18 protein-coding genes are annotated in these 23,186 nt (G+C 69.2%); 9 read left to right on the top strand and 9 right to left on the bottom strand.

The window, feature by feature from the left end:
- Positions 1–20: 20 nt before the first annotated feature.
- Both dgcN and yfiR read right to left on the bottom strand, forming a co-directional pair.
- On the bottom strand, positions 21–1,253 hold the full coding sequence (gene dgcN / locus PFX98_RS18085; protein WP_285231889.1) for a diguanylate cyclase DgcN/YfiN: 1,233 nt from the start codon (positions 1,251–1,253) through the stop codon (positions 21–23).
- On the bottom strand, positions 1,250–1,852 hold the full coding sequence (yfiR, locus tag PFX98_RS18080) for a regulatory sequestration protein YfiR (protein ID WP_285231888.1): 603 nt from the start codon (positions 1,850–1,852) through the stop codon (positions 1,250–1,252). Before yfiR ends, dgcN begins: the two co-directional genes overlap by 4 nt.
- 357 nt (positions 1,853–2,209) lie before the next feature.
- Here yfiR and PFX98_RS18075 point away from each other — a divergent pair, with 357 nt between their 5' ends.
- The 6 genes from PFX98_RS18075 to PFX98_RS18050 all read left to right on the top strand — a co-directional run bounded on the left by PFX98_RS18075 (position 2,210) and on the right by PFX98_RS18050 (position 10,782).
- Positions 2,210–3,700, top strand: coding sequence for a DEAD/DEAH box helicase (locus PFX98_RS18075; protein WP_285231887.1), 1,491 nt, complete (start codon positions 2,210–2,212; stop codon positions 3,698–3,700).
- A gap of 73 nt (positions 3,701–3,773) precedes the next feature.
- Positions 3,774–4,448, top strand: a complete 675-nt coding sequence (locus PFX98_RS18070; protein WP_285231886.1) for an NAD(P)H-binding protein — start codon at positions 3,774–3,776, stop codon at positions 4,446–4,448.
- Positions 4,445–5,800 carry an MBL fold metallo-hydrolase RNA specificity domain-containing protein gene (locus PFX98_RS18065; RefSeq protein WP_285231885.1) on the top strand — a complete coding sequence of 452 codons (1,356 nt, stop codon included), beginning with the start codon at positions 4,445–4,447 and terminating at the stop codon, positions 5,798–5,800. The genes PFX98_RS18070 and PFX98_RS18065 overlap by 4 nt, the downstream gene beginning before the upstream one ends.
- Positions 5,797–7,107 carry an MgtC/SapB family protein gene (locus PFX98_RS18060; protein ID WP_285231884.1) on the top strand — a complete coding sequence of 437 codons (1,311 nt, stop codon included), beginning with the start codon at positions 5,797–5,799 and terminating at the stop codon, positions 7,105–7,107. The genes PFX98_RS18065 and PFX98_RS18060 overlap by 4 nt, the downstream gene beginning before the upstream one ends.
- Before the next feature lie 4 nt (positions 7,108–7,111).
- Positions 7,112–9,034, top strand: a complete 1,923-nt coding sequence (gene mnmC, locus PFX98_RS18055; RefSeq protein ID WP_285231883.1) for a bifunctional tRNA (5-methylaminomethyl-2-thiouridine)(34)-methyltransferase MnmC2/FAD-dependent 5-carboxymethylaminomethyl-2-thiouridine(34) oxidoreductase MnmC1 — start codon at positions 7,112–7,114, stop codon at positions 9,032–9,034.
- A 179-nt stretch (positions 9,035–9,213) separates the two neighbouring features.
- Positions 9,214–10,782: a M4 family metallopeptidase gene (locus PFX98_RS18050; protein ID WP_285231882.1), complete on the top strand. Its 1,569-nt coding sequence runs from the start codon at positions 9,214–9,216 to the stop codon at positions 10,780–10,782.
- Positions 10,783–10,843: 61 nt separating this feature from the next.
- Here PFX98_RS18050 and rpiA read toward each other — a convergent pair whose 3' ends face one another.
- Positions 10,844–11,509, bottom strand: coding sequence for a ribose-5-phosphate isomerase RpiA (gene rpiA / locus PFX98_RS18045; RefSeq protein ID WP_285231881.1), 666 nt, complete (start codon positions 11,507–11,509; stop codon positions 10,844–10,846).
- A 21-nt stretch (positions 11,510–11,530) separates the two neighbouring features.
- On the bottom strand, positions 11,531–12,655 hold the full coding sequence (locus PFX98_RS18040) for a 3-deoxy-7-phosphoheptulonate synthase (protein WP_285231880.1): 1,125 nt from the start codon (positions 12,653–12,655) through the stop codon (positions 11,531–11,533).
- 63 nt (positions 12,656–12,718) lie between these two features.
- Here PFX98_RS18040 and PFX98_RS18035 point away from each other — a divergent pair, with 63 nt between their 5' ends.
- The gene (locus tag PFX98_RS18035) at positions 12,719–13,759 is read left to right on the top strand and encodes a quinone-dependent dihydroorotate dehydrogenase (protein ID WP_285231879.1); all 1,041 of its coding nucleotides are present in this window, start codon (positions 12,719–12,721) and stop codon (positions 13,757–13,759) included.
- A gap of 5 nt (positions 13,760–13,764) precedes the next feature.
- Positions 13,765–14,223, top strand: a complete 459-nt coding sequence (locus PFX98_RS18030; RefSeq protein WP_285235627.1) for a CYTH domain-containing protein — start codon at positions 13,765–13,767, stop codon at positions 14,221–14,223.
- A 64-nt stretch (positions 14,224–14,287) separates the two neighbouring features.
- Here the strand turns inward: PFX98_RS18030 and PFX98_RS18025 are convergent, their stop codons facing one another.
- Positions 14,288–14,791, bottom strand: coding sequence for an FxDxF family PEP-CTERM protein (locus tag PFX98_RS18025; RefSeq protein ID WP_285231878.1), 504 nt, complete (start codon positions 14,789–14,791; stop codon positions 14,288–14,290).
- A 253-nt stretch (positions 14,792–15,044) separates the two neighbouring features.
- Here PFX98_RS18025 and PFX98_RS18020 point away from each other — a divergent pair, with 253 nt between their 5' ends.
- Complete coding sequence (locus PFX98_RS18020) at positions 15,045–17,120, top strand: alpha/beta hydrolase family protein (protein ID WP_285231877.1); 2,076 nt, start codon at positions 15,045–15,047, stop codon at positions 17,118–17,120.
- Here PFX98_RS18020 and parC read toward each other — a convergent pair whose 3' ends face one another.
- The 4 genes from parC to PFX98_RS18000 all read right to left on the bottom strand — a co-directional run bounded on the left by parC (position 17,121) and on the right by PFX98_RS18000 (position 23,117).
- Positions 17,121–19,487 carry a DNA topoisomerase IV subunit A gene (gene parC / locus PFX98_RS18015; protein WP_285231876.1) on the bottom strand — a complete coding sequence of 789 codons (2,367 nt, stop codon included), beginning with the start codon at positions 19,485–19,487 and terminating at the stop codon, positions 17,121–17,123.
- A gap of 68 nt (positions 19,488–19,555) precedes the next feature.
- Complete coding sequence (locus PFX98_RS18010; protein ID WP_285231875.1) at positions 19,556–20,098, bottom strand: GNAT family N-acetyltransferase; 543 nt, start codon at positions 20,096–20,098, stop codon at positions 19,556–19,558.
- Entirely contained in the window at positions 20,095–21,129 is a 1,035-nt protein-coding gene (locus PFX98_RS18005; RefSeq protein WP_285231874.1) for a histone deacetylase family protein, read from the bottom strand. Before PFX98_RS18005 ends, PFX98_RS18010 begins: the two co-directional genes overlap by 4 nt.
- Positions 21,129–23,117, bottom strand: coding sequence for a DNA topoisomerase IV subunit B (locus PFX98_RS18000; protein ID WP_285231873.1), 1,989 nt, complete (start codon positions 23,115–23,117; stop codon positions 21,129–21,131). The genes PFX98_RS18005 and PFX98_RS18000 overlap by 1 nt, the downstream gene beginning before the upstream one ends.
- Positions 23,118–23,186 lie beyond the last annotated feature (69 nt).

The raw sequence follows: 23,186 nt of genomic DNA, 5'->3' as shown, positions 1-23,186 counted from the left end.
ACTCCTGTCTACCGGCGGCATCACACCCGCGCCGGGTCATTGCCACGCTGGCGCAGCTTGTGGCGATACATCTCGACATCGGCATAGCGCAGCAGTGCGTCCGCGTCGGCGCCGTCATCGGGATAGATGGCCACGCCCACGCTGATGCCCGGTCGCAGCTCCTCACCGCTGGCCAATTGCACGCGTCCCTGCCGCACCGATTGCTGCACCTGCTCGGCCACCCGCTGGGCATCCTCGGCATGACGCAGCGGGTCGATGAGCACGACGAACTCATCGCCCCCCAGGCGCCCCACCAGGTCGCTTTCACGCACGCCCGCACGCAGGCGTTCGGCCAGCACGCACAGCAGGCGGTCGCCAATTTCATGCCCATGCTCATCGTTGACACGCTTGAACTTGTCCGCGTCGATGAACAGCAGGCCCACGCGGCCGCCGCGCTGCCCCGCCCGCGTCACCGCGTCGGCCAGGCACTCCTCGAAATAGGCACGGCTGCAGGCCCCGGTGAGCGCGTCATGTTGCGCCTGGAAGGACAGGCTGTCGTTGTCGGTGCGCAGCGCCTCCTGATGCCGCAGCAACTCGGCCTCATGCGCCTGCACCTCGGCCAGCAGCGCATTGAAATCGGCACTCAGCGCGTCGATTTCGCTCACCGCCGCGGGTGGCAGGCGGCGCGCATAGGCGCGCTGTTCGCGCACCGCGCGGGTGTGCGCCGACAGCGCGCGCAGCGGCGCCACGATGCTGTGCTCGAGGCGCCGCGACACCAGCCTGATGCCCAGTGCGGTCAGCAACATGCCCAGCGCCACGCCCGCCATGCACCAGCCCAGCAGACTCAGGAACACCGTGCCGTCGCCCTCCACCTCGACCTGAGCCAGGCTCCTGCCCTCAACCTCGATCACGCTGCGCGCACCGATGGCGAACAGCCGCTCCGACAGCTGCAACTGCCAGCCGGGCGGCCGCGCGCGCCGGTAGGTGGCCAGTGTCTGCCCCCCGCCCAGCACGATGCGCGCGGCCGACAGCCCCTCGCGCTCGACGATCTGGTGCAGCAACTCAAGGCTGGCATCGGCATCCCGGAACACGACGGCGGCCTCGGCGGAATAGGCAATCGAGCGGCCGACCAGTTCCAGATTGCGCAGCGTGGTGCTGCGCAGATAGGCCACCGAGGCCAGCGTCAGCACCGCGCCCACCGCCAGCAAAGCCACCAGCGCGACACGCAGCTGCGCCCGCTGCAACAAGCTGGACAGGCTGACCGGCGTCATCATGAGCCCGCCACCTTGCGCGGCTTGGCCAGGCGCAGCACCAGCGCATTGACGCGCAGCCCGCTGCGCGCCACCGCATCCAAATTGACCTCGAAGCGCGTCTGCGCCTCGCCACGCTCCAGGCAGAACAAGCCGCCGTCCGAGCAGAACTCGGCGCCCCAGCCAATGCTCAGCACCGGCCGCGCGGCCAGCGCACGCAAGGCCTTGCGCTGCAGCTCGGCGTCCCAGCCGTCAAAGTAGACCAAGTCACAGGCGCTGGCCGGCACCTGGTCCACCTCGATGATCACCAGCTCCAGCGCCCGTGTCGCGCGTGCCTGTTCGATGGCGCCAGCCAGCGCCGCGGCATCGGGGGCGCCACGGCTGACGCAAAGCTTCAGGGTTCGTGCCGGCCCGGGCCAGCTCGTGTAGCCCAGCATCCCCATCACGATGGCAGCGGGGCTCAGGGGCGTCTCGGCGATGGCCACGGACTGGGCCTGGGTCGCGCCCATGCCCAGGCTCAGGCTGAGGGCCAGCCACAGCCGCAGCACCAGCAGGCCGCGGAAGCGACTGACAGCGAGGAACCAAGAACGCGGATAGCCGGGCGACATGAATGCGAACAACACGGGACTGCTGCGGGCGATTCTGCCAGCCGCACCGCTCGCAAGGCCCTGCCCTGCACCGCTTGTCGCATCGGGGCTGCGAGTTTGTCGCGGATCGCAGCATTCACACCCCTCGAATCGGGTGGTTGGAGCTCCTCGAGGCTTGACGAAAGCGGCGCGCTCGGCCGCTCCGCGATACGGTGCACTATCACCGGGCGGGCAGACGGCGCTGGCCCTATAATGCGGGCCAACGCCGCGCTTCTCAGTCTTGCGCGGCGTTTCTTTTTTTAGCTCAAGCACGCTCCTTGCGCAGCCCGAAGACTGGCGCCATTCTCAGTGGCGCGGCTGCACACCATGGGCACCGTGCGCAAATCGCACTCAATGAGTTTTGATTCTCTGGGCCTGGCCGCCCCCCTTCTCAAGGCCATCGCCGACGCCGGCTACACCACCCCCACCCCCATCCAGAGCCAAGCGATCCCCGCCGTTCTCCAAGGCGGTGACCTGTTGGCTGGCGCACAGACCGGCACGGGCAAGACGGCCGGCTTCACGCTGCCCATGCTGCACCGCCTCGCGGCGGGCGGCCCGGTGCTGAACAAGCGCGGCAAGCCCGCCATCCGTGCCCTCGTGTTGACCCCCACCCGCGAACTCGCGGCCCAGGTGGAGGAAAGCGTCAAGACCTATGGCAAGTACCTGCCGCTCAAGAGCATGGTGATGTTCGGCGGCGTCGGCATGCAGCCGCAGATCAACCGCCTGCGCGATGGCGTGGACATCCTGGTGGCCACCCCCGGCCGCCTGCTGGACCACGCGCAGCAGGGCACGCTGGACCTGAGCCAGGTGCAGATCCTGGTGCTGGACGAAGCCGACCGCATGCTGGACATGGGCTTTGTGCACGACATCAAGAAGGTGCTCGCGCTCCTGCCCGCCAAGAAGCAGAGCCTGTTGTTCTCGGCCACCTTCAGCGACGAGATCAAGGCCCTGGCCGATCGTCTGCTGAACCAGCCCGCGCTGATCGAAGTGGCGCGCCGCAACCAGACCAACGAGTCGATCGCGCAAAAGGTCCACCCGGTGGGCCGCGAGCGCAAGAAGGAGCTGCTGGTTCACCTGATCAAGAGCGGCGACTGGCACCAGGTGCTGGTGTTCACGCGCATGAAGCATGGTGCCAACCGCCTCACCGACTACCTGAATGACCAGGGCATCAGCGCCATGGCCATCCACGGCAACAAGAGCCAGGGTGCGCGCACCAAGGCGCTGGCCGACTTCAAGAGCGGCGATCTGACCTGCCTGGTGGCCACCGACATCGCGGCCCGCGGCATCGATATCGACCAGCTGCCCCACGTGGTGAACTACGAGCTGCCCAACGTCCCCGAGGACTATGTGCACCGCATCGGCCGCACCGGCCGCGCCGGCGCTGTGGGAGAAGCGGTCTCGCTGGTGTGCGTGGACGAGAACGGCTTCCTGCGCGAGATCGAGAAGCTCATCAAGCGCGAGGTCCCCAAGGAAATCGTGCCCGGTTTCGCGCCCGATCCGAGCGAGCGCCCCGAGCCCATCGTGCTGGGCCGCATGGTGCTGAACGGCAATGGCAGCCGCAGCGGCGGTGGCCGCGGTGCGCCCTCGCGCGGCGGTGGCGGCGGTGGCCGTGGCGCCCCGCGCGATGGCGCTGGCCGTGACGGCGGACGCGACGGTGCCCGCCATGGCGCGCCGGCCGCCAAGCGCCCGGCCGGCCCCGGTGCGGCGCATGCCGGCCACGGTGGCGCCAAGCCCCAGCAGGGCCAGCCCCGCCATGCGCAGCCGGCCCGCCCGGCCGCGCCCAAGCCCAATGGCGCCGCGCCGCGCCACAACAATGGCCCGCGCCTGACGCAACCCAAGCGCTGAAGCGGCAACACCGCCAGGCATCAGGCCCGACGCGCAAGCGCCGGGCCTTTTTGTTTGCACCTACGATGCGCGCATGAGTCACATCACACAATCGGTCTGGGTGGCGGGGGCCAGCGGCCTGGTGGGGCGCGCGCTGCTGCAGGAGTTGCTGCGCACGCCGCTGCAGGTGCATGCGCTGGTGCGCAAGCCCATCGCCGAGCTGGAAAGCAGCCCGCGGCTGCGCCAGCACCGCGTGGACCTGCGCCGCGCCGATCTCGGCGGGCCGCTGCCGCCGGCGCATGCGCTCTACATCTGCCTGGGCAGCACGATCGCCCAGGCGGGTTCGCGCGAGGCCTTCCATGCGGTCGATCACGACGCCGTGCTGAACGTCGCGCGCGCCGCGCGCGTGCTCGGGGTCAGGCGTTGCGCGGTGGTCTCGGCGCTGGGCGCCGACCGCCATTCGGCCGTGTTCTACAACCGCGTCAAGGGCGAGATGGAGGAGAGCCTGCGGGGCCTGGGCTTCGAGCGCCTGGTGATTGCGCGGCCCTCGCTGCTGGACGGCGAGCGCGCGGCGCTGGGCCAGCCCAGCCGCCTGGCCGAGCGCTGCACCCTGGCCCTGCTGCGCCCGCTGAGCGGCCTGATCCCGGCGCGCTGGCGCCCCGTCCGGGCGCAGCGCGTGGCACGCGCGATGATGCTTGCGCTATCGCAGCGCGGGCCGGCCGTCCAGGTGTTGGAATCGGCCGAACTGCAAACCCTGGGGGCCTCATGAAAATCAGCTTTCTCGGCGCCGCGGACGCCGTCACCGGATCCCGCCATCTGCTGGACGTGAACGGCCAGCGTCTGCTGCTGGACTGCGGCCTGTTCCAGGGCTACAAGGTGCTGCGCGAGCGCAACTGGGCGCCGTTCGGCGTCTCGCCCTACAGCGTCGACGCGGTGCTGCTCTCGCATGCGCATCTGGACCACAGCGGCTATATCCCGGCCTTGGTGCGCCAGGGCTTCAAGGGCCAGATCTTCTCCACCGGCGCCACGCGCGAACTCTGCGACGTGCTGCTGAAGGACAGCGCACATCTGCAGGAGGAAGACGCCAAGCGCGCGAACCGCTACGGCACCTCCAGGCACGAGAAGGCCCTGCCGCTCTACAGCCTGGCCGACACCAAGAAGGCGCTGGCGCATTTCGTCGGCCTGCCGCGCGACGGCAGGCTACGCCTCGGCAAGGCCGAGATCCGCTTCACGCCGGTGGGCCATCTGCTGGGCGCCTCGGCCATCAGCGTGACCTCGGGCGGCAAGACCCTGGTCTATTCGGGCGACGTCGGGCGCGACAACGATCTGCTGATGCCCGCGCCCCAGCATCTGCAGCGCGCCGACGTGCTGCTGATCGAATCCACCTACGGCAACCGCCTGCATCCGGCCGAGGACGTGCAGCAGCGCCTCACCCAGATCGTGCGCAACACCCTCAAGCGCGGCGGCAGCGTGCTGCTGCCCAGCTTCGCGGTGGGGCGGGCCCAGGCGCTGCTGCTGGTGCTGCAGCGCATGCGCCAGGCGGGCGAGCTGGACTACGAGGTGCCCATCATCCTTGACAGCCCGATGGCCATCGAGGCCACCGAGATCATGCTCAAGCACCAGCGCCTGCTGCGCGTCAGCGCGCGCGAGCTGGCCGGGCTGCGCGATGGCGTCACGCTCGTCACCAAGCCGGCGGACTCGCTCAAGCAGGCCGCCAGCCGCAAGCCCGCCGTCATCATCTCGGCCAGCGGCATGGCCACCGGCGGGCGCGTGCTCAACTACCTCAAGACGATGGCGCCGCAGGCGCGCCACCACATCGTGTTCCCCGGCTTCCAGGTCGGCGGCAGCCGCGGCGCCAAGATGGTGGAGGGCGCGCGCGAGATCAAGCTGCATGGCGAGTACGTGCCGGTGAATGCCGAGGTCAGCCATCTGGAAGGCTTCTCCGGCCATGCCGATGCCGACGGCCTGATGGCCTGGTTGCGCAGCTTCGAGCAGCCGCCCGCGCAGACCTTCGTGGTGCATGGCGAGCCGGCCGCCAGCGATGCGCTGCGCAGCCGCATCCAGGACGAGCTGGGCTGGCGCGTGCGCGTGCCCCAGCATGGAGAGACTGTGCCGCTGTGAACTGGCTGCAGCAATTGCTTGGCGCACAGGCCGGCCTGGTGATGGGCTGGCTGGCGGCCCTGGGCAGCGGCGCCCTGATCGGCCTGGAGCGCGAGCGCAGCAAGGGCCAGGGTCCGTCGCGCGAACCCGCCGGCCTGCGCACCTTCACGCTGGCCGCGCTGTGCGGCGCACTCACGCGTGGGCTGGAGCAGCCCGGCCTGGTGGCGGTGGGCGCGCTGGCGGTGACCCTGCTGGGCGCGCTGGCCTACTCGCGCCGGCGCGGCAGCGATCCCGGGCTCACCACCGCGATGGCGCTCTTTCTCACTTACCTGATCGGTGCGCTGTGCGTGGAGGCGCCGCTGCTGGGCGCCCCCGCCGCCATCACCACCACCGCGCTGCTGGCCGCGCGCAGCCGCCTGCACCGCTTTGCCACCCAGCTGCTGCACGAGGACGAGCTGCACGATGGCCTGCTGCTGGGCGCGCTGGCCCTGGTGGTGCTGCCGCTGATGCCCAAGGAGCCCCTGCCCTGGCTGGGCGGCATGAAGGCCTCGGCGCTGATGGGGCTGATGCTCCTGCTCTTGCTGCTGCAGGCCCTGGGCCATGTGGCGCTGCGCCTGGCCGGCCCCGGCGCCGGGCTGACGCTCTCGGGCCTGCTGGGCGGGCTGGTCTCCAGCACCGCCACCATCGCCAGCCTGGGCGCGCGCGCACGCCAGCACCCGGACCAGCCGGCGCTGCAGGCGGCCTGCGCGGCGGGCGCCATCATGTCCACCGCCGCCACCTGGTTGCTGTCCCTGCTGATGCTGGCGGCGCTGGCGCCGGCCGCGGCGGCGCGCTTCTGGCCACTGGCCCTGACGGGCGCCGCCAGCGCGGGCCTGATCGCCTGGCGGCTGCTGCGCCAGGCCCAGACCGCCGACGGCACGGCAGCGCGCGATGGCGTGCCGGCGCCGCTGGCACAGGCCTCGCGCGGCCCGCTGCGCGTGCGCGAGGCGCTGCTGATCGCGGCCCTGCTCAGCGGCGTCAGCCTGGCCGTCAACTGGGCGCTGCAACGCTTCGGCAGCAGCGGCCTCTACACCGCCGTGGGCCTGGCCGCACTGGCCGATGCCCATGCCCCGGTGGCCTCGCTGGCCGCCCTGCAAGCCTCCGCGAAGATCGGCCTGGACGCGCTGATGCACGGCGTGCTGCTGGCACTGGCCTGCAACAGCGTCACGCGCAGCCTCACCGCGCTGCTGAGCGGCGGCGCCCTGTTTGCACGCCGCGTGCTGACGGCGCTGTTGCTGTCCCTCGGTCTATCCATGCTGGCCTTGCTGGCCATGCCCGCCCTGCCCTGAACGCATGAAGTCCCACCCCATCCATCCTGCCCAGCTCGATTTCTCGGACCCGCAAGCGCCCAGTCCGGCCACGTATGGCGATGTCTACCATGCCCGCAGCGGCGCCTTTGCGCAGGCCGACCATGTCTTCCTGCGCGGCAACGGCCTGCCCGAGCGCTGGCGCGGGCGGCGCCGCTTCGTGATCCTGGAGACCGGCTTCGGCCTGGGCAACAACTTCCTGGCCAGCTGGGCGGCCTGGCAGGCCGATCCGCAGCGCGCCGAGCGCCTGGTGTTCATCAGCATCGAAAAGCACCCGCTCACGCGCGCCGACATGGCACGCGCGCATGCCGGCTCGCCCGCGCCCGAGCTGGCGGCGCAACTGCTGCAGGCCTGGCCGGCGCTGACGCACAACCTGCATCGCCTCGGTTTTGAGAACGGCCGCGTCGAACTGCTGCTAGCCCTGGGCGATGCGCGCGACTGGCTGGCCGAACTGGTGGCCGAGGTCGACGCTTTCTACCTGGACGGCTTCGCGCCCGCGCTCAACCCCGAGATCTGGGATCCCTATCTGCTCAAGCGCCTGGGTCGCCTGGCGGCGCCCGAGGCCACCGCCGCCACCTGGAGCGCGGCGCGGCCGGTGCGCGACGGCCTGGCCGCCGCCGGATTCGAGGTGCGCAGGCGCCCCGGCCTGGGCAGCAAATGGCATATGACGGTGGCGCGCTACCTGCCACGCCATGCCCTGCAGCGCCCGGCCGCGCGCCTGCCGCTGGCGCCCCAGGCCCGGCAGGTGCTGGTGCTGGGTGCGGGCCTGGCCGGCGCGGCCTGCAGCGCGGCGCTGCGCGAGCAGGGCCTGCAGGTGACGGTGCTGGAGGCGCGCGGCGGGCCCGCCCAGGGCGCCTCGGGCAATCCGGGCGGGCTGTTCCACGGCACCCTCAACCCCGACGATGGCACCCATGCCCGATTCAACCGCGCCGCGGCCCTGCAGGCCGAGCGCGGCATCGCGGCGCTGGCCGGCCAAATGCCCTGGCTGCAGCGCGGCCTGCTGAGGCTGGAAACGCGCCGCAGCCTGGCCGAGATGCAGGCCCAGATCGAGCGCCTGGCCCTGCCCGCCGACTATGTGCAGGCGCTGTCCGCCAGCGACGCCGCCGCGCGCAGCGGCCTGGCCCTGACGCAGCCCGCCTGGTTCTATCCGGGCGGCGGCGCCGCGCCGCCCGCCGCCCTGGTGCGGGCCTGGCTGGCCGATACGCCGGTGCGTTATGGCGTGCAGGTGGCGGCGCTGCGCCGCACGGCGGCCGGCTGGCAGGCGCTGGACGCGCAGGGGCAGTGCCTGGCCGAGGCCGAGGCGGTGGTGCTGGCGCTGGGCCACGCCAGCCTGCCGCTGCTGCGCGGCCTGGCGGCGCAGCAACCCTGGCCGCTGATGCCCCAGCGCGGCCAGCTCAGCATGCTGCCGGCCGTGCCGGGCCTGCGCGTGCCGCTGCTGCCGGTGGCCGGCAGCGGCTATGCCATCGGCGACGGCCTGGGCGGCCTGTGGTGCGGCGCCACCGCCCAGGACGGCGACGAGGATGACCGGTTGCGCCCCGCCGACCACGCCCACAATCTGCAGCAGTACGAGCAGCTCAGCGGCCTGCCCCTGCCGGCCGCGGCCTGGCAAGCGCCGCTGCAGGGCCGCGTGGGCTGGCGCCTCACCACGCCCGACCGCCTGCCCCTGGTCGGCGGCCTGGCCGACCCGGCCTACCAGGGGCGCCGCGATCAGCTGCGCCTGCTGCCGCGCCTGCCCGGGCTGGTGCTCTGCACCGGGCTGGGCTCGCGCGGCATTGCCTGGGCCCAGCTGTGCGCGCGCATCGTCGCGGCCCAGCTGACCGGGGCCCCGCTGCCGCTGGAAGCCGATCTGGTGGATGCGCTCGACCCGGCGCGGTTTGCCCGGGTCCGGAAGACACAAACTGATACATAAGTTTTGGTTATGCCCGCATTACTTTATTCATCCCAGCTTGGCAAGCGGTGCTGCTCCCAAGAGGGATAGCAGGGATGCGCGGCCGGCACGCATAACGCACAGTGCCGCCGTGCTCGCCGCCGGACCCATCAGGTTCTGCATGGCAGCCGTCAACAACCACAAGTTCGGAGCCCCTTCTGATGACATCCAGGTCCAAGTTTGCTGTCCGTCCCGCCGCTGCCGCCGCCCTGGCGCTCGGTCTTGCCCTCGCTTCCTCGCTGGCCATTGCCGCCCCCGGCAAGGCCGAGGCCCGCGCCCGCGGCCATATCGCCGACTTCGCCGGCCGCAGCCTCCACGGCGCCGACCAGAGCTACGAGCTGCAGGACTTGATCGTCGATGCCAACGGCACCGAGCATGTGCGCTTCAACCGCCGCTTCAAGGGCCTGCGCGTGGTAGGCGGCGACCTGGTGGTGCGCTCGAACGGCCAGGGCGTGCTGGAAGACATCTCGCTGACGCTGGCACGCGAGCCCAAGGTGGACGACAAGCCCGGCGTGTCGCAGGGCCAGGCCAAGCGCCTGGTGGCACAGCGCTACCAGGGTGACGACCAGGGCCATGCGCCCGAACTGCTGGTCTACGCGCGCGGTGACCTGCCCCGTCTGGCCTGGGATGTGCGCGTCTTCAGCGAAGGCGCCGACGGCACGCCCAGCGAGAAGCATGTGATCGTCGACGCCCAGCTGGGCACCCTGCTGGACGCCTGGGACGACGTGCACACCGCCGCCGCCAACGGCACCGGCAAGAGCCTGTACAGCGGCAATGTGACGCTCACCACCAACAGCGTTACAGGTGGCTACGAATTGCGCGACCCGAGCCGCGGCGGCACCTACACGAAGAACCTCGCCGGCAAGACCCGCGGCGGCTCGATCATGACCGACAGCGACAACGTCTGGGGCAACAACGCCACCAGCGACACCGCATCGGCCGGTGTGGACGCGCAGTACGGCACGGCCGTGACCTGGGACTATTACCTGAACGTGCATGGCCGCAACGGCATCGGCAACGACGGCAAGGGCGCCTACAACCAAGTGCACTACGGCCGCAGCTACAACAACGCCTACTGGTCGGACTCCTGCTTCTGCATGACCTATGGCGACGGCGATGGCACGAGCCTGCGCCCGCTGGTGTCGCTGGACGTGGCCGGCCATGAAATGACCCATGGCGTCACCGCCCGTACCGCCAACCTGACCTACTCCGGCGAGTCCGGTGGCCTCAACGAAGCCACCTCCGACATCTTCGGCACCATGGTCGAGTTCTACGCCAACAACAGCAATGACGCGGGCGACTACCTGATCGGCGAAAAGATCATGATCAAGTCGCCCTGGATGCGCAGCATGATCAAGCCCAGCGCCGATGGCGCCTCGGCCGACTGCTGGTACTCCGGCGTGGGCAGCCTGGACGTGCATTACAGCTCGGGCGTGGCCAACCACCTGTACTTCATCCTGGCCGAAGGCACCAACAGCAGCTACGGCACCAGCCCCACCTGCCAGGCCGGCGACACCCGCGTGGCCACCGGCAATGCGGTGCTGAGCGGCATCGGCCGCGACGCCGCGGCCAAGATCTGGTACCGCGCGCTGAGCACCAAGATGACCTCCAACACCAACTACGCCGGTGCGCGTGCGGCCACCATCGCGGCGGCCAACGACCTCTACGGCGCCGGCAGCGCCACCGCCAACGCGGTGGCGGCGGCTTGGTCGGCGGTGGGCGTCAACTAAGCCTGGTCCACTCGACAAAAAGCGCCCCGCGGGGCGCTTTTTTTATGGGGCGAGGCCTGGCTCAGAAGACCAGCGTCTTCACGCCCGCGGCCGTGCCCAGCAGGCAGACGCTGGCGCGGTTGCGCGCGAACACGCCCACCGTCACCACGCCGGGCCATTGGTTCACATCGGCCTCGAAGGCCTTGGGGTCGGTGATCTGCAGGCCGCGCACATCGAGGATCTGGCAGCCGTTGTCCGTCACCACGCCGGCGCGCAGCGTGGCCTGGGCGCCCAGGGCGGCGAAGCGGCGTGCGATCTGGGCGGCGGCCATCGGGATCACCTCCACCGGCAGCGGGAAGGCGCCCAGCACCGGCACCAGCTTGGATTCGTCGGCGATGCAGACAAAGCGCTCGGCCAGATCGGCCACGATCTTCTCGCGCGTCAGCGCCGCGCCGCCGCCCTTGACCATATGGCCGGCGTGATCGATCTCGTCGGCGCCATCGATATAGACCGGCAGGCTCGTCACCTCGCCGGCCTCCAGCACGCGGATGCCCAGGGCCTTCATGCGCTCGGTGGAGCGCACCGAGCTGGAGACGGCGCCGGCAACTGCCAAGCCGCTGGCGGCCAGCGCGTCGATGAACTTGTCCACCGTCGAGCCGGTGCCCACGCCGACGATGGTGCCGGGCGTGACGTATTGAAGGGCGGCCTGGCCGACCAGGGTCTTGAGTTCGTCTTGGGTCAGTGACATGGGTTCTTGCTCGTCAGGGGGTCAGGTGTTGCGGCGCTGGCGCACGGCGGCCGCGAGTTCGCGCAGCAGGGGTTCGGTCTGGGTCCAGCCCAGGCAGGCGTCGGTGATGGACACGCCGGGCTTGAGGTCGGCCTTGGTCTGGCCCTCGGCCAGATCCTGGCGGCCGGCCTGCAGGTGCGACTCGATCATCACGCCGGTGATGCGCGCATCGCCGCCGCTGATCTGGCCAGCCACGTCGTGGCCGACCTCGATCTGGCGCTCGAACTTCTTGCTGGAGTTGGCATGCGAGAAGTCGATCATCACCTGCTCGCGCAGGCCCGCGGCCTTGAGCGCATCGCAGGCCTGCTGCACCGAGGCGGCGTCGTAGTTGGGTGCCTTGCCGCCGCGCAGGATGATGTGGCAGTCGTCGTTGCCGCGCGTCTCGAAGATGGCGGCCGCGCCCATCTTGGTCATGCCCATGAAGGCATGGCTGGCGCTGGCGGCCAGCACCGCGTCGGAAGCCACCTTGATGCCGCCATCGGTGCCGTTCTTGAAGCCCACCGGGCAGGACAGGCCGCTGGCCAACTGGCGATGGCTCTGGCTTTCGGTGGTGCGCGCGCCGATCGCACCCCAGGCGATCAGGTCGGAGATGTATTGCGGCGAGAGCAGGTCCAGGAACTCGGTGCCGGCCGGCAGGCCCAGGGCGGTCACGTCCAGCAGCAGCTGGCGGGCCAGGCGCAGGCCCTCGTTCATGTGGAAGCTGCCGTCCAGGCGCGGGTCGTTGATATAGCCCTTCCAGCCCACCGTGGTGCGCGGCTTCTCGAAATAGACGCGCATCACGACGAGCAGGTCCTGGCTCAACTCATCGCGCAGATTCTTCAGCAGGCGCGCGTAGTCCATCGCCTGGTCGTGATCATGGATCGAGCAGGGGCCGACCACCACCAGCAGGCGGTCGTCGCGGCCGTGCAGCACATCGCTGATCTCGACGCGCGCACGCTCCACCAGGCTGAGCGAGGCGTCGGGCAGCGGCAGTTCGTCGAGCAACAGGGCCGGCGAGATCAGCGGCCGCACCGCGCCGATGCGGGTATCGTCGGTGCGGGTGGTGTCGCGCGTGGCGTCACGGCTACCAACTTCGCGGTCATGTCGGGGATCATCCAGGGGCTTCATGGCGGGCGCGTCCGTAAACTGCAGATCCGGCATTATCGCCAGCGATGCGACAATCCCTGCCCTATGTCGCTGCTGCCTTACGCCCTTGCCCGCCCCTTCCTGTTCAAGCTGGACCCCGAGCGGGCGCACGAACTGACCCTCGACAGCATCGCCAGGCTGCAGAACACCGCGGCCGCCACGCTGTGGTCCCAGCCGCGCGTGGCCGACCCGGTCGAGCTGGCGGGGCTCAAGTTCCCCAACCGCATCGGCCTGGCCGCCGGCCTGGACAAGAACGGCCGCTGCATCGACGGCCTGGGGGCGATGGGCTTCGGTTTCATCGAGGTGGGCACCGTCACGCCCAAGGGCCAGCCCGGCAACGACAAGCCGCGCATCTTTCGCCTGCCCGAGGCCCAGGCCCTGATCAACCGCCTGGGCTTCAACAACGAGGGCCTGGCCAGTTTTCTGGCGAATGTGCAGCGCGCCCACAGCTTCCGCGCCGCCGGCGGCCTGGTGGGCCTAAACATCGGCAAGAACGCCGCCACGCCGATCGAGCAGGCGGTGGACGATTACCTGATCGGCCTGGACGGGGTGTTCCCGCATGCCGACTACATCACCATCAACATCTCCAGCCCCAACACCAAGAATCTGCGCGCGCTGCAGGGCGACGCGGCGCTGGACGCCTTGCTAGGCGCCCTGCAGGCGCGCAAGCTGCAATTGCAGGCGAGCTCGGGCCGCGTGGTGCCGATGTTCGTGAAGATTGCGCCCGACCTGGACGAGGCCCAGGTGGCGGTGATCGCCCAGACCCTGCAGAACAACGGCATCGATGGCGTGATCGCCACCAACACCACCATCTCCCGCGAGGCCGTGCAGGGCCTGCCGCATGCGGAAGAAACCGGCGGTCTCTCGGGCAAGCCGGTGTTCGAGGCCAGCAACAAGGTGATCAGGCTGCTGCGCGCCGCGCTGGGCAGCCACTACCCCATCATCGGAGTGGGCGGGGTGCTGAGCGGCGCGGATGCGCGCGCCAAGCTGCAGGCCGGCGCCGACCTGGTGCAGCTCTATACCGGCCTGATCTACAAGGGCTCGGCCCTGGTGCATGAATGCGCCATGGCCATGGCCCGGCCCTGAACGTCATGGGCATCGAGATCGAGCGCAAATTCCTGGTGCGCGGCGAGGACTGGAAGGCCTGGCCGGCGCAGCTGCTGAGCCAGGGCTATCTGAGCCGCGACCCGGCGCGCACGGTACGCGTGCGCATCGCCGGCGATGCAGCCTTCCTGACCATCAAGGGCCAGAGCGTGGGCGCCAGCCGCGCCGAGTTCGAGTACCCGATCCCGGTAGACGATGCGGTGGCGCTGCTAAGCCTTTGCGAGGGCCCGCGCGTCGAGAAGCTACGCCGCGTGATTCCCTATGCCGGCATGCAATGGGAGGTGGACGAGTTCCTGGGCGAGAACGCCGGCCTCGTCGTCGCCGAGCTCGAGCTGCTGCATGCCGACCAGGGCTTCGAATGCCCGCCCTGGGTGGGTGCCGAGGTCACCGACGATCTGCGCTACTTCAACTCGGCCCTGGCCGCCCACCCCTTCAGCCGCTGGTAGGGCAAAAGAAAAGCGAGCCGAGGCTCGCTTGCTGGTTCAGGGCAAAGACTGGATCAGGCGCTTTTCAGACGTTTTGGCGGCGGCGCGCCAGAAAGCCCACCACGCCCAGGCCCGCCAGCAGCATGGCATAGGTTTCGGGCTCGGGCACCGGGGTGGCGACGATATTGCCACCATAGGAGGCCGTTGCGCCCACCGCGGTACCGGACACCTTCAGCTGATAGAAGCCAGCCGGCAGCGTGGTGCTACCCGCCAGGATCTGCGTGGCCACGGTCACGCCATTGCTCGATTGAGAGCTGCCGCCCAGCAGCAAGGGCACGCCGTTCAGCAGCGCCGAGAAATTGGCAATCTCGCCAAAGGTCGAACTACCGAAGGTGATGGCAACGTTGGTGATCGAGGCAGCGACGATGGAGGCGGTGCCCAGATTGAAGGTCCAGGTGTCGCTGAACGAGCCGGTCACCGTGTTGGAAAAGGACGCGCTGGGCGATATCGGGTCCAGCGAACCGACAGCAAAGGAACTGACGGAACTCAGGGCCAGCGCCGCCGCGGCAACGAGGGGTTTCAATTTCATCTATGACTCCCGGGGGTGGTAGACAACCAGATACTGCGAACGGATTGTGCGTTGCATCAACGCCAAATTAATCACGTTCGTCTCCCTACCCTTGGGGGGATCCCCTAGCTTTATTGTCAACACCTGTAAGGGCATGCACCAAGCGCGTGCCCACCCCTTGCCAAGGCCTCCCAGGCCGCCGAAGGGCAAGCCCCAATAGGAGGGCGAGCCGAAGCCGCGAGAATCCCGCCCAAACATAAAGGGAGGAAGTCTCATGAAACTGCCAGGCCATGCCCTGCGCGCTCGCTGTCTCGCAACCCTGTGCGCCCTCACGGCGCTGCTGAGCCCGGTGGCCCAGGCACAGGACGCTCGCCCGCCCGGTGCGGGCATTCCCGCCGAGGATTTCTTTCGCCTGCCTCAGTACGGCCGGGCGCAGCTCTCGCCCGATGGCCGCTATCTGGCCGTGGTGGCCTCGCCCGCCGGCCGGCGCACCCAGCTCACCGTGATCGACCTGCAGAACCTGGGCAACTCGCGCGTGCTGGTGGGCATGGACGACAGCGACATCCATCGCGTGCAATGGGTCAACAAGCAGCGCCTGGTGTTCGACGTGGCACAGCTGCAGGAGGCCACCGACAAGCCGATCGCCCATGGTTTGTGGGCCGTCGACGTCGATGGCGGTCAGTTCAAGCAGCTGATCAACGCCAGTTCCTCCGTACCCAAGGTGAATATGGAGGGCATCGCCGAGCTGAAGAACTCGCTCATCAAGGAGCGCCGCGAGGAGCTGCTGCCCTGGAACTGGCAGCTGCTGCGCGTGCTGGACGACGGCAGCGACGACGTCATCATCGAGCACCACAGCTTCGACGGCCTGGGCGAATTTCGCTCCACCAGCGTGGCCAGGCTGGACACGCGCAACGGCCGCAAGCGCCAGATCCTGGACCAGGCCCCCGACAACGTCTACGACTGGCTGCTGGATGGCCAGGGCCGCGCCGTGGCAGCCACCGCGATCGCGAAAGACCAGTACACCATGCATCTGGCCGGCGCCGATGGCAAGACCTGGACCCCGTGGCGCAGCGGCAACCGCTTCGATGCCAAGGACGCCTTCTGGTTCGACGTCGGGCCCAAGGGCGATCTGTTCCTGATCGGGCCGGCCCCCGACGGTCGGGGCGACAACAAGGTGCTGTTGCGTTTCGATCCCAAGCAGGCCGCCACGCCGCCCCAGGTGCTGCTGAACATCAAGGGTTACGACTTCAGCGGCGAGCTGGTCTTCGATCCGCAGACGGGCGCGCTGCTGGGTGTGCATTACGAGGGCGAGTCGCTCGACAGCGTCTGGTTCGACGCCGGCATGAAGGCCTTGCAGGCCGAGGTCGACAAGGCCCTCGGCGCCACCGTCAACCGCATCTACTGCCGAGATTGCCTGCACAGCAATGTCGTGCTGGTGCAGTCCAACTCCGACCGCCAGCCCACCATCTTCAGCCTCTACCAGCGCGACAGCAAACAGCTCAAGCCGCTGATGCTGGCGCGGCCCTGGATCAAGACCGAAGCGATGGCGGCGCGCGAGCCGCTGCGCATCGCGGCGCGCGACGGGCTCAGCCTGCCCATCACGGTGACGCGGCCCAAGTCCACCGCCAAGCAGGCCCTGCCCACCGTGGTGCTGGTGCATGGCGGCCCCTTTGTGCGCGGCAACCATTGGGAGTGGAGCGACACCGCGCAGTTCCTGGCCTCGCGTGGCTATCTGGTGATCGAGCCCGATTTCCGCGGCAGCGCCGGCTATGGCAGCAGGCATCTGCGCGCCGGCTGGAAGCAATGGGGCCTGGCCATGCAGGACGACGTGGCCGACGCCACGCAATGGGCCATCGCCAAGGGCCTGGCCGATCCCAAGCGCATCTGCATCGCCGGTGCCAGCTATGGCGGTTATGCCGCGATGATGGGCCTGATCAAGAACCCGGAACTGTTCCGCTGCGGCATCAACTGGGTGGGCGTGTCGGACCTGAAGCTGGTGTTCAGCTCGCTCAACAGCGACCAGGGCGCGCTGGGGCTCAGCTACGACCTGCCGCTGATGATCGGCGACCCGCTCAAGGACGGCGAGCGCCTCGACGCCACCTCACCGCTCAAGCAGGCCGCCAGGCTCAAGCAACCGCTGCTGATGGCCTACGGTGCGGCCGACCGCCGCGTGCCCATGGAGCATGGCGTGAAGATGCGCGACGCCCTGGCCGCCGCCGGCAACCAGCAGGTGGAGTGGGTGCTCTACCCGCAGGAAGGCCACGGCTGGCGCGCCATCGAGACCCAGAAGGATTTCTGGGGCCGAGTGGAGCGCTTCCTGCAGCGCCATATCGGCGCTGCCGCGCCCTGATCAGGCGGCCAGCACGCGCAGCACCTTCTGCAAGCCCTCCACGGGCTTGCCCTTGCGGGCGCGCTTGCCGGCGTAGCTGGCAAGACCTGCCCCCTTGAGCAGCTCTTCCTTGGGCTTGCCGCCGCGGCCCGAGCCCAGCACCTGCAGGCTGTTGGTGAAGGCTGCGGTGCTGATGAGCGCGTCCTTGGGGTCCAGGTCCATCAGGGTCAGGCCGCGCCCGCCCTTGGGCTGGTGCTTGAGCTCGTCCAGCGCGTAGGTCAGCAGGCGGCCCTGCAGGGACAGGCAGGCCAAATTGACAACAGGGGGCACGCCCAAGACCTCACCGGCCGGAACGGGGCTGGGCGGCAAGGGCTTCTCCTCGCCCTCCAGGCTGAGGAAGGTCTTGCCGGCCTTCTGGCGGCCCACCAGATCGCCCAGCTGGGCAATCAGGCCGAAGCCGCCGGTGCCGGCCAGCACCAGGCGCTGGCTGCTCGCCGCGGCGTAGTAATGCGCGATCTGGGTGCCCGACTCCAGCTCGATCAGGGTGGTGATGGGCTGGCCATCGCCACGCCCGCCGGGCAGCAGGGCCACCGGCACCGAGTAGACGCGGCCATTGCTGCCGAACACGATCAGCGGATCGACGCTGCGGCAGGGGAACACGCCGTAGAGCTGGTCGCCCGACTTGAAGCTCAGGCCGGCGGCATCCACCTCATGGCCCTTGAGCGCGCGCACCCAGCCCTTCATGCTCACCACCACGGTGACGGGCTCGTCGACGATCTTGACCTCGGCCACCGCCTTCTTCTCTTCCTGGATCAGGGTGCGGCGCTCGTCGCCATAGGTCTTGGCGTCGCCCTCGATCTCCTTCACCACGGTGCGCTTGAGCACGCTGGGGTTGCCCTGGATGTCTTCCAGCTTGGCCTGCTCGTCGCGCAGGCTCTTGAGCTCCTGCTCGATCTTGATGGCCTCCAGCCGCGCCAGCTGGCGCAGGCGGATTTCCAGGATGTCCTCGGCCTGGCGGTCGCTCAGATTGAAGCGTTCGATCAGCGCCGCCTTGGGCTCGTCCGCGTTGCGGATGATGCGTATCACCTCGTCGATGTTCAGCAGCACCAGCTGCCGGCCCTCCAGCACATGGATGCGGTCCAGCACCTTGGCCAGGCGATGCTCGGTGCGGCGCAGCACCGTGGCCATGCGGTAGCCCAGCCATTCGCTCAGGATCTGGCGCAGGCTCTTCTGCGTGGGCCGGCCGTCGGCGCCGATCATGGTCAGGTTGATCGGCGCGCTGGTCTCCAGGCTGGTGTGGGCCAGCAGCGTGGTGATGAGCTCCTGCTGCTCCACCGTGCGGCTCTTGGGCTCGAACACCAGGCGCACCGCGGCGTCCTTGCTCGATTCATCGCGCACGCCGTCCAGCACCGCCAGGAGCGAGGCCTTGAGCTGCAGCTGTTCCTGCGAAAGCGCCTTCTTGCCGGCCTTGACCTTGGGGTTGGAGAGCTCCTCGATCTCCTCCAGCACCTTCTGCGCGCTGGTGCCATGCGGCAGCTCGGTCACCACCAGCTGCCACTGGCCGCGCGCCAGGTCCTCGATCTTCCAGCGCGCACGCAGCTTCAGGCTGCCGCGGCCGCTGCGGTAGGCGGCCTGGACGTCCTCGGCCGGGCTGATGAGCTGGCCGCCGCCGGGATAGTCGGGGCCGGGGATGTGGGTGAACAGCTCCGCGTCGCTGAGCTTCTCGTTCTTCAAGAGCGCCACCGCGGCGCCGGCCACCTCGCGCAGATTGTGGCTGGGCACCTCGGTGGCCAGGCCCACGGCGATGCCGCTGGCGCCGTTCAGCAGCACGAAGGGCAGGCGCGCCGGCAGCTGCTTGGGCTCCTGCGTCGAGCCGTCGTAATTGGGCACGAAGTCCACCGTGCCCTCGTCGATCTCGTCCAGCAGCAAGCGGGTGATGGGGGCCAGCCGCGCTTCCGTGTAACGCATCGCCGCGGCACCGTCGCCATCACGGCTGCCGAAGTTGCCCTGGCCGTCGATGAGCGGATAGCGCTGGCTGAAGTCCTGCGCCATGCGCACCAGGGCGTCGTAGGCGGCCTGGTCGCCGTGCGGGTGGAAGCGGCCCAGCACATCGCCCACCACGCGCGCGCTCTTCACCGCCTTGGGGCCGGCCGCGGTGGTGAAGGCCAGGCCCATGCGCTCCATCGAATAGAGGATGCGGCGCTGCACCGGCTTCTGCCCGTCGCAGACATCCGGCAGGGCGCGGCCCTTCACCACCGAGAGCGCGTACTCCAGATAGGCGCGCTCGGCGTAATGGGCCAGGCTCAGCGCGTCGCCACCGTCAGCGCCACCGCCATCGCGGGGCGCAGCGGGCTTGGGATCTTCAAAATCGAATGCGTTCTGGTTCATCTGTCTTGTCGTCTACTGCTCGACGCCCCGGCACAGGGCCGCGGCGTCATGGATCTTCATCGGGTGGCTCACGCGCCCTCTTCGCCCAGCGCCAGGCGGGCCTGGTACTCGCGGTCCAGCATCGCCATCACGATCAGGCTGTCGTAGCCGTCCGCGCCCTCGATGCTGACGCGCACGCTTTCGCGCAAACGGCCCTCCTCCACGAAACCCTCGCTGGCATAGAGCTGCAGCGCGCGGGTGTTGAGCGCCTTCACATCCAGCCAGAAACGGTGCGCATGCAGCTGTGTAAAAGCCAGCTTCTTGAGCAGGCGCACGCAGGCACGCCCCAGGCCGCGGCCCTTGGATTGCAAGACGATGCGCTTGAGCTCTACCGAGCCATGCGGATTGCGACAGCCCTGCAGGATCACAAAGCCGGCGCGCTCACTCGCATCACCGAGCTCCACGATGAAATGGCGGCTGTCCGGAAAGCGGATCGCGCCCTCGTGCTGGGTGCGCTCCCAGGGGGTGATGAAGGGGCGGTTTGCCGAATCCTGCTCCACCGAGACCACGAAGTCCAGATCGGACAGCATGGTCGGGCGCAGATGCACGCGGGGCGAGGCGATGGTGCTCATGCGCCTTCCTCGAAGCCACGCAGCACCGCCACCACGTTGTGTCCGATGGCCTCGGTGGCATAACCGCCCTCCTGCAGGAACAGCGTGGGCAGTTGCAGCGTGCGCAGGGCCTGGCCGATGCGGCGGAACTCGGGCTGGTCGAGCTTGAAGTGCGAGATCGGGTCGCCCGCATAGGTATCCACGCCCAGCGAGACGATCAGCAGCTCGGGCGCATAGGCGTTCAGCGCCACCAGGGCGCGCTCGAAGGCCTCGAACCATTGCTCGTTGCCGGCACCCGCCGGCAACGGGTAGTTGGCATTGCAGCCCAGGCCCGCGCCGGCGCCGGTCTCATCAGCATGGCCGAGGAAGAAGGGGTATTCGGTCTGCGGATCGCCATGGATGCTGGCGTAGTAGACATCGCCGCGCGCATAGAAGATCGCCTGCGTGCCATTGCCATGGTGGTAGTCCACGTCCAGGATGGCGACGCGCTGCTTGCCGGCAGCGCGCGCCGCCTGCGCCGCCACCGCCGCGTTGTTGACGAAGCAGTAGCCGCCAAAGAAATCGGCGCCGGCATGGTGGCCGGGCGGGCGCGTCAGCGCGTAGGCGCTGCGCGCGCCGGCCAGCACCAGGTCCAGCGCGGTGAGCGTGGTCTGCGCGCCCCAGTAGGCGGCCTCCCAGGCCCCCGCGGTCAGCGGCGTGCCACTGTCCATCGAATACAGGCCCATGCGGGCGGCAAAGCTGGCGGGCACCACATCGCTGCGCAGGCTGCGGACGGGCCAGACGGCCGGGAAGGCATCGCCCTCCCCGCCCAGTTGCTGCCACTCGGCCCAGGCGCCGCGCACAAAGCGCAGGTAGGCCGGGCTGTGCACCGCCTCCAGCGGGCCCAGGCCATGGTCCACCGGCTCTCGCACCGCGCCTAAGCCGCTGGCCTGCACGGCGGCCAGCACATAGTCGGCACGCGCCGGCACCTCGAAGGCGGGCACCAGGCGGCCGCGGAAGAACTCGTGCGTGGCGGCGTGCAGGCCGTGGTGCTGGTTGTAGACGGTGTCCATCAGACGTCCACTTCAACGCTGTCGCCGTGCAACTCCATCAGCTCGCGGCGCGAGGCGGCCTCGCCCTTGCCCATCAGCTTGTTGAAGGATTCCTCGGTCTGCAGCAGATCGAAATCGCCATAGGCGATGGGCATCAGGCGGCGCGTCTCGGGGTTCAGCGTGGTGTCCCAGAGCTGCTCGGCGCTCATCTCGCCCAAGCCCTTGAAACGGCTGATGGTCCAGCTGTTCTCGCGCGCGCCTTCCTTGCGCAGCTTGTCCAGCGTAGCGCTGAGTTCGCCCTCGTCCAGGGCGTAGATCTTGGCGGCCGGCTTCTTGCCGCGCGCCGGCGCATCGACGCGGAACAGCGGCGGCCGCGCCACATAGACGTTGCCCGACTCGATCAGCTTGGGGAAGTGGCGCAGGAACAGGGTCAGCAGCAGCACCTGGATGTGCGAGCCGTCGACGTCCGCGTCCGACAGGATGCAGATCTTGCCGTAGCGCAGGCCGCTGAGGTCGGGGCTGTCGTTCTTGCCATGCGGGTCCACGCCGATCGCCACCGAGATGTCGTGGATCTCGTTGTTGGCGAACAGGCGGTCGCGCTCCACCTCCCAGGAATTCAGCACCTTGCCGCGCAGCGGCAGGATCGCCTGGGTCTCCTTGTTGCGCCCCATCTTGGCCGAGCCGCCGGCCGAGTCGCCCTCCACCAGGAAGACCTCGTTGTGCAGCACATCGCGGCTCTCGCAGTCGGTGAGCTTGCCGGGCAGCACGGCCACGCCCGAGCCCTTGCGCTTTTCCACCTTCTGGCTGGCGCGTTGGCGCGTCTGCGCCTGCTTGATCACCAGCTCGGCCAGCTTCTTGCCATGTTCCACATGCTGGTTGAGCCACAGCTCCAGGCCCGGCTTCACATAGGTGGAGACGAGGCGCAGCGCGTCGCGCGAGTTCAGGCGCTCCTTGGTCTGGCCCTGGAACTGCGGGTCCAGCACCTTGGCCGAGAGCACGAAAGAGGCGCGCGAGAACACATCGTCGGGCATCAGCTTGACGCCCTTGGGCAGCAGGCTGTGCATCTCGATGAAGCCCTTGATGGCGCCGAACAGACCGTCCTTCAGGCCCGACTCATGCGTGCCGCCCGCCACCGTGGGGATCAGGTTCACATAGCTCTCGCGCATCGGCGCGCCGTCTTCGGTGAAGGCCACGCACCAGCCGGCGCCCTCGCCCTCGGCGAAGTTCTCGCTTTCGGCCGAGGTGGCGTACTGCTCGCCCTCGAACAGCGGGATCAGCGGGTCGGCATTGAGCGTCTGCATCAGGTAGTCGCGCAGCCCGCCCTTGTAGGACCAGGTCTGCAGCTCGCCGCTCTTCTCGTTTTTCAGCGTCACGATCACGCCGGGCATCAGCACCGCCTTGGAGCGCAGCAGATGCACCAGCTCGCCACGGGGCAGTTCGGCGCTCTCGAAATACTTGGCATCGGGCCAGACGCGCACCGTCGTGCCCTGCTTGCGGTCACCGCTGGCGGCGGCCCGCGCACTCACCGGCTCCACCACATCGCCGGCCTCGAAGGCCAGGCTGGCCACCTGCTTGTCGCGCCAGACCTGCACCTCCAGGCGCTTGGCCAGCGCGTTGGTGACGCTCACGCCGACGCCATGCAGGCCGCCCGAGAAGCTGTAGGCACCACCCGAACCCTTGTCGAACTTGCCGCCGGCATGCAGGCGGGTGAAGACGATTTCCACCACCGGCACGCCCTCCTCGGGGTGCAGGCCGAAGGGGATGCCACGGCCGTCGTCGGCCACCGAGATCGAGCCGTCGAGATGCTGGATCACGTCGATGCGCTTGCCAAAGCCGGCCAGGGCCTCGTCGGCGGCGTTGTCGATCACCTCCTGGATGGTGTGCAGGGGATTGTCGGTGCGGGTGTACATGCCCGGCCGCTGCTTGACGGGCTCCAGGCCCTTGAGCACGCGGATCGAGGCTTCGCCATAGCTGGACGGCGTGGGTGATGCGGAAGGTTTCGTTGCCATGGCGCGGATTGTAGGGAGGCTGTGGCTCGGCTTCGGCGGGCCGAAAGGGGCGTAGCATGCGCGCCTGAT

It is taken from the genome of Paucibacter sediminis (assembly GCF_030254645.1).
Lineage (GTDB): Bacteria > Pseudomonadota > Gammaproteobacteria > Burkholderiales > Burkholderiaceae_C > Paucibacter_B > Paucibacter_B sediminis.
This window is presented reverse-complemented; position numbering and strand designations above follow the sequence as displayed.

What these genes read in the sequence shown, in the direction of transcription:
- PFX98_RS18005 (WP_285231874.1), bottom strand. Translation starts at nt 21,129, where the DNA reads ATGGACACCGTCTACAACCAGCACCACGGCCTGCACGCCGCCACGCAC.
- PFX98_RS18075 (WP_285231887.1), top strand. Translation starts at nt 2,210, where the DNA reads ATGAGTTTTGATTCTCTGGGCCTGGCCGCCCCCCTTCTCAAGGCCATC.
- PFX98_RS18065 (WP_285231885.1), top strand. Translation starts at nt 4,445, where the DNA reads ATGAAAATCAGCTTTCTCGGCGCCGCGGACGCCGTCACCGGATCCCGC.
- PFX98_RS18040 (WP_285231880.1), bottom strand. Translation starts at nt 12,655, where the DNA reads ATGAAGCCCCTGGATGATCCCCGACATGACCGCGAAGTTGGTAGCCGT.
- dgcN (WP_285231889.1), bottom strand. Translation starts at nt 1,253, where the DNA reads ATGATGACGCCGGTCAGCCTGTCCAGCTTGTTGCAGCGGGCGCAGCTG.
- PFX98_RS18030 (WP_285235627.1), top strand. Translation starts at nt 13,765, where the DNA reads ATGGGCATCGAGATCGAGCGCAAATTCCTGGTGCGCGGCGAGGACTGG.
- rpiA (WP_285231881.1), bottom strand. Translation starts at nt 11,509, where the DNA reads ATGTCACTGACCCAAGACGAACTCAAGACCCTGGTCGGCCAGGCCGCC.
- PFX98_RS18050 (WP_285231882.1), top strand. Translation starts at nt 9,214, where the DNA reads ATGACATCCAGGTCCAAGTTTGCTGTCCGTCCCGCCGCTGCCGCCGCC.
- PFX98_RS18035 (WP_285231879.1), top strand. Translation starts at nt 12,719, where the DNA reads ATGTCGCTGCTGCCTTACGCCCTTGCCCGCCCCTTCCTGTTCAAGCTG.
- mnmC (WP_285231883.1), top strand. Translation starts at nt 7,112, where the DNA reads ATGAAGTCCCACCCCATCCATCCTGCCCAGCTCGATTTCTCGGACCCG.
- parC (WP_285231876.1), bottom strand. Translation starts at nt 19,487, where the DNA reads ATGAACCAGAACGCATTCGATTTTGAAGATCCCAAGCCCGCTGCGCCC.
- PFX98_RS18020 (WP_285231877.1), top strand. Translation starts at nt 15,045, where the DNA reads ATGAAACTGCCAGGCCATGCCCTGCGCGCTCGCTGTCTCGCAACCCTG.
- PFX98_RS18070 (WP_285231886.1), top strand. Translation starts at nt 3,774, where the DNA reads ATGAGTCACATCACACAATCGGTCTGGGTGGCGGGGGCCAGCGGCCTG.
- PFX98_RS18010 (WP_285231875.1), bottom strand. Translation starts at nt 20,098, where the DNA reads ATGAGCACCATCGCCTCGCCCCGCGTGCATCTGCGCCCGACCATGCTG.
- PFX98_RS18025 (WP_285231878.1), bottom strand. Translation starts at nt 14,791, where the DNA reads ATGAAATTGAAACCCCTCGTTGCCGCGGCGGCGCTGGCCCTGAGTTCC.
- PFX98_RS18000 (WP_285231873.1), bottom strand. Translation starts at nt 23,117, where the DNA reads ATGGCAACGAAACCTTCCGCATCACCCACGCCGTCCAGCTATGGCGAA.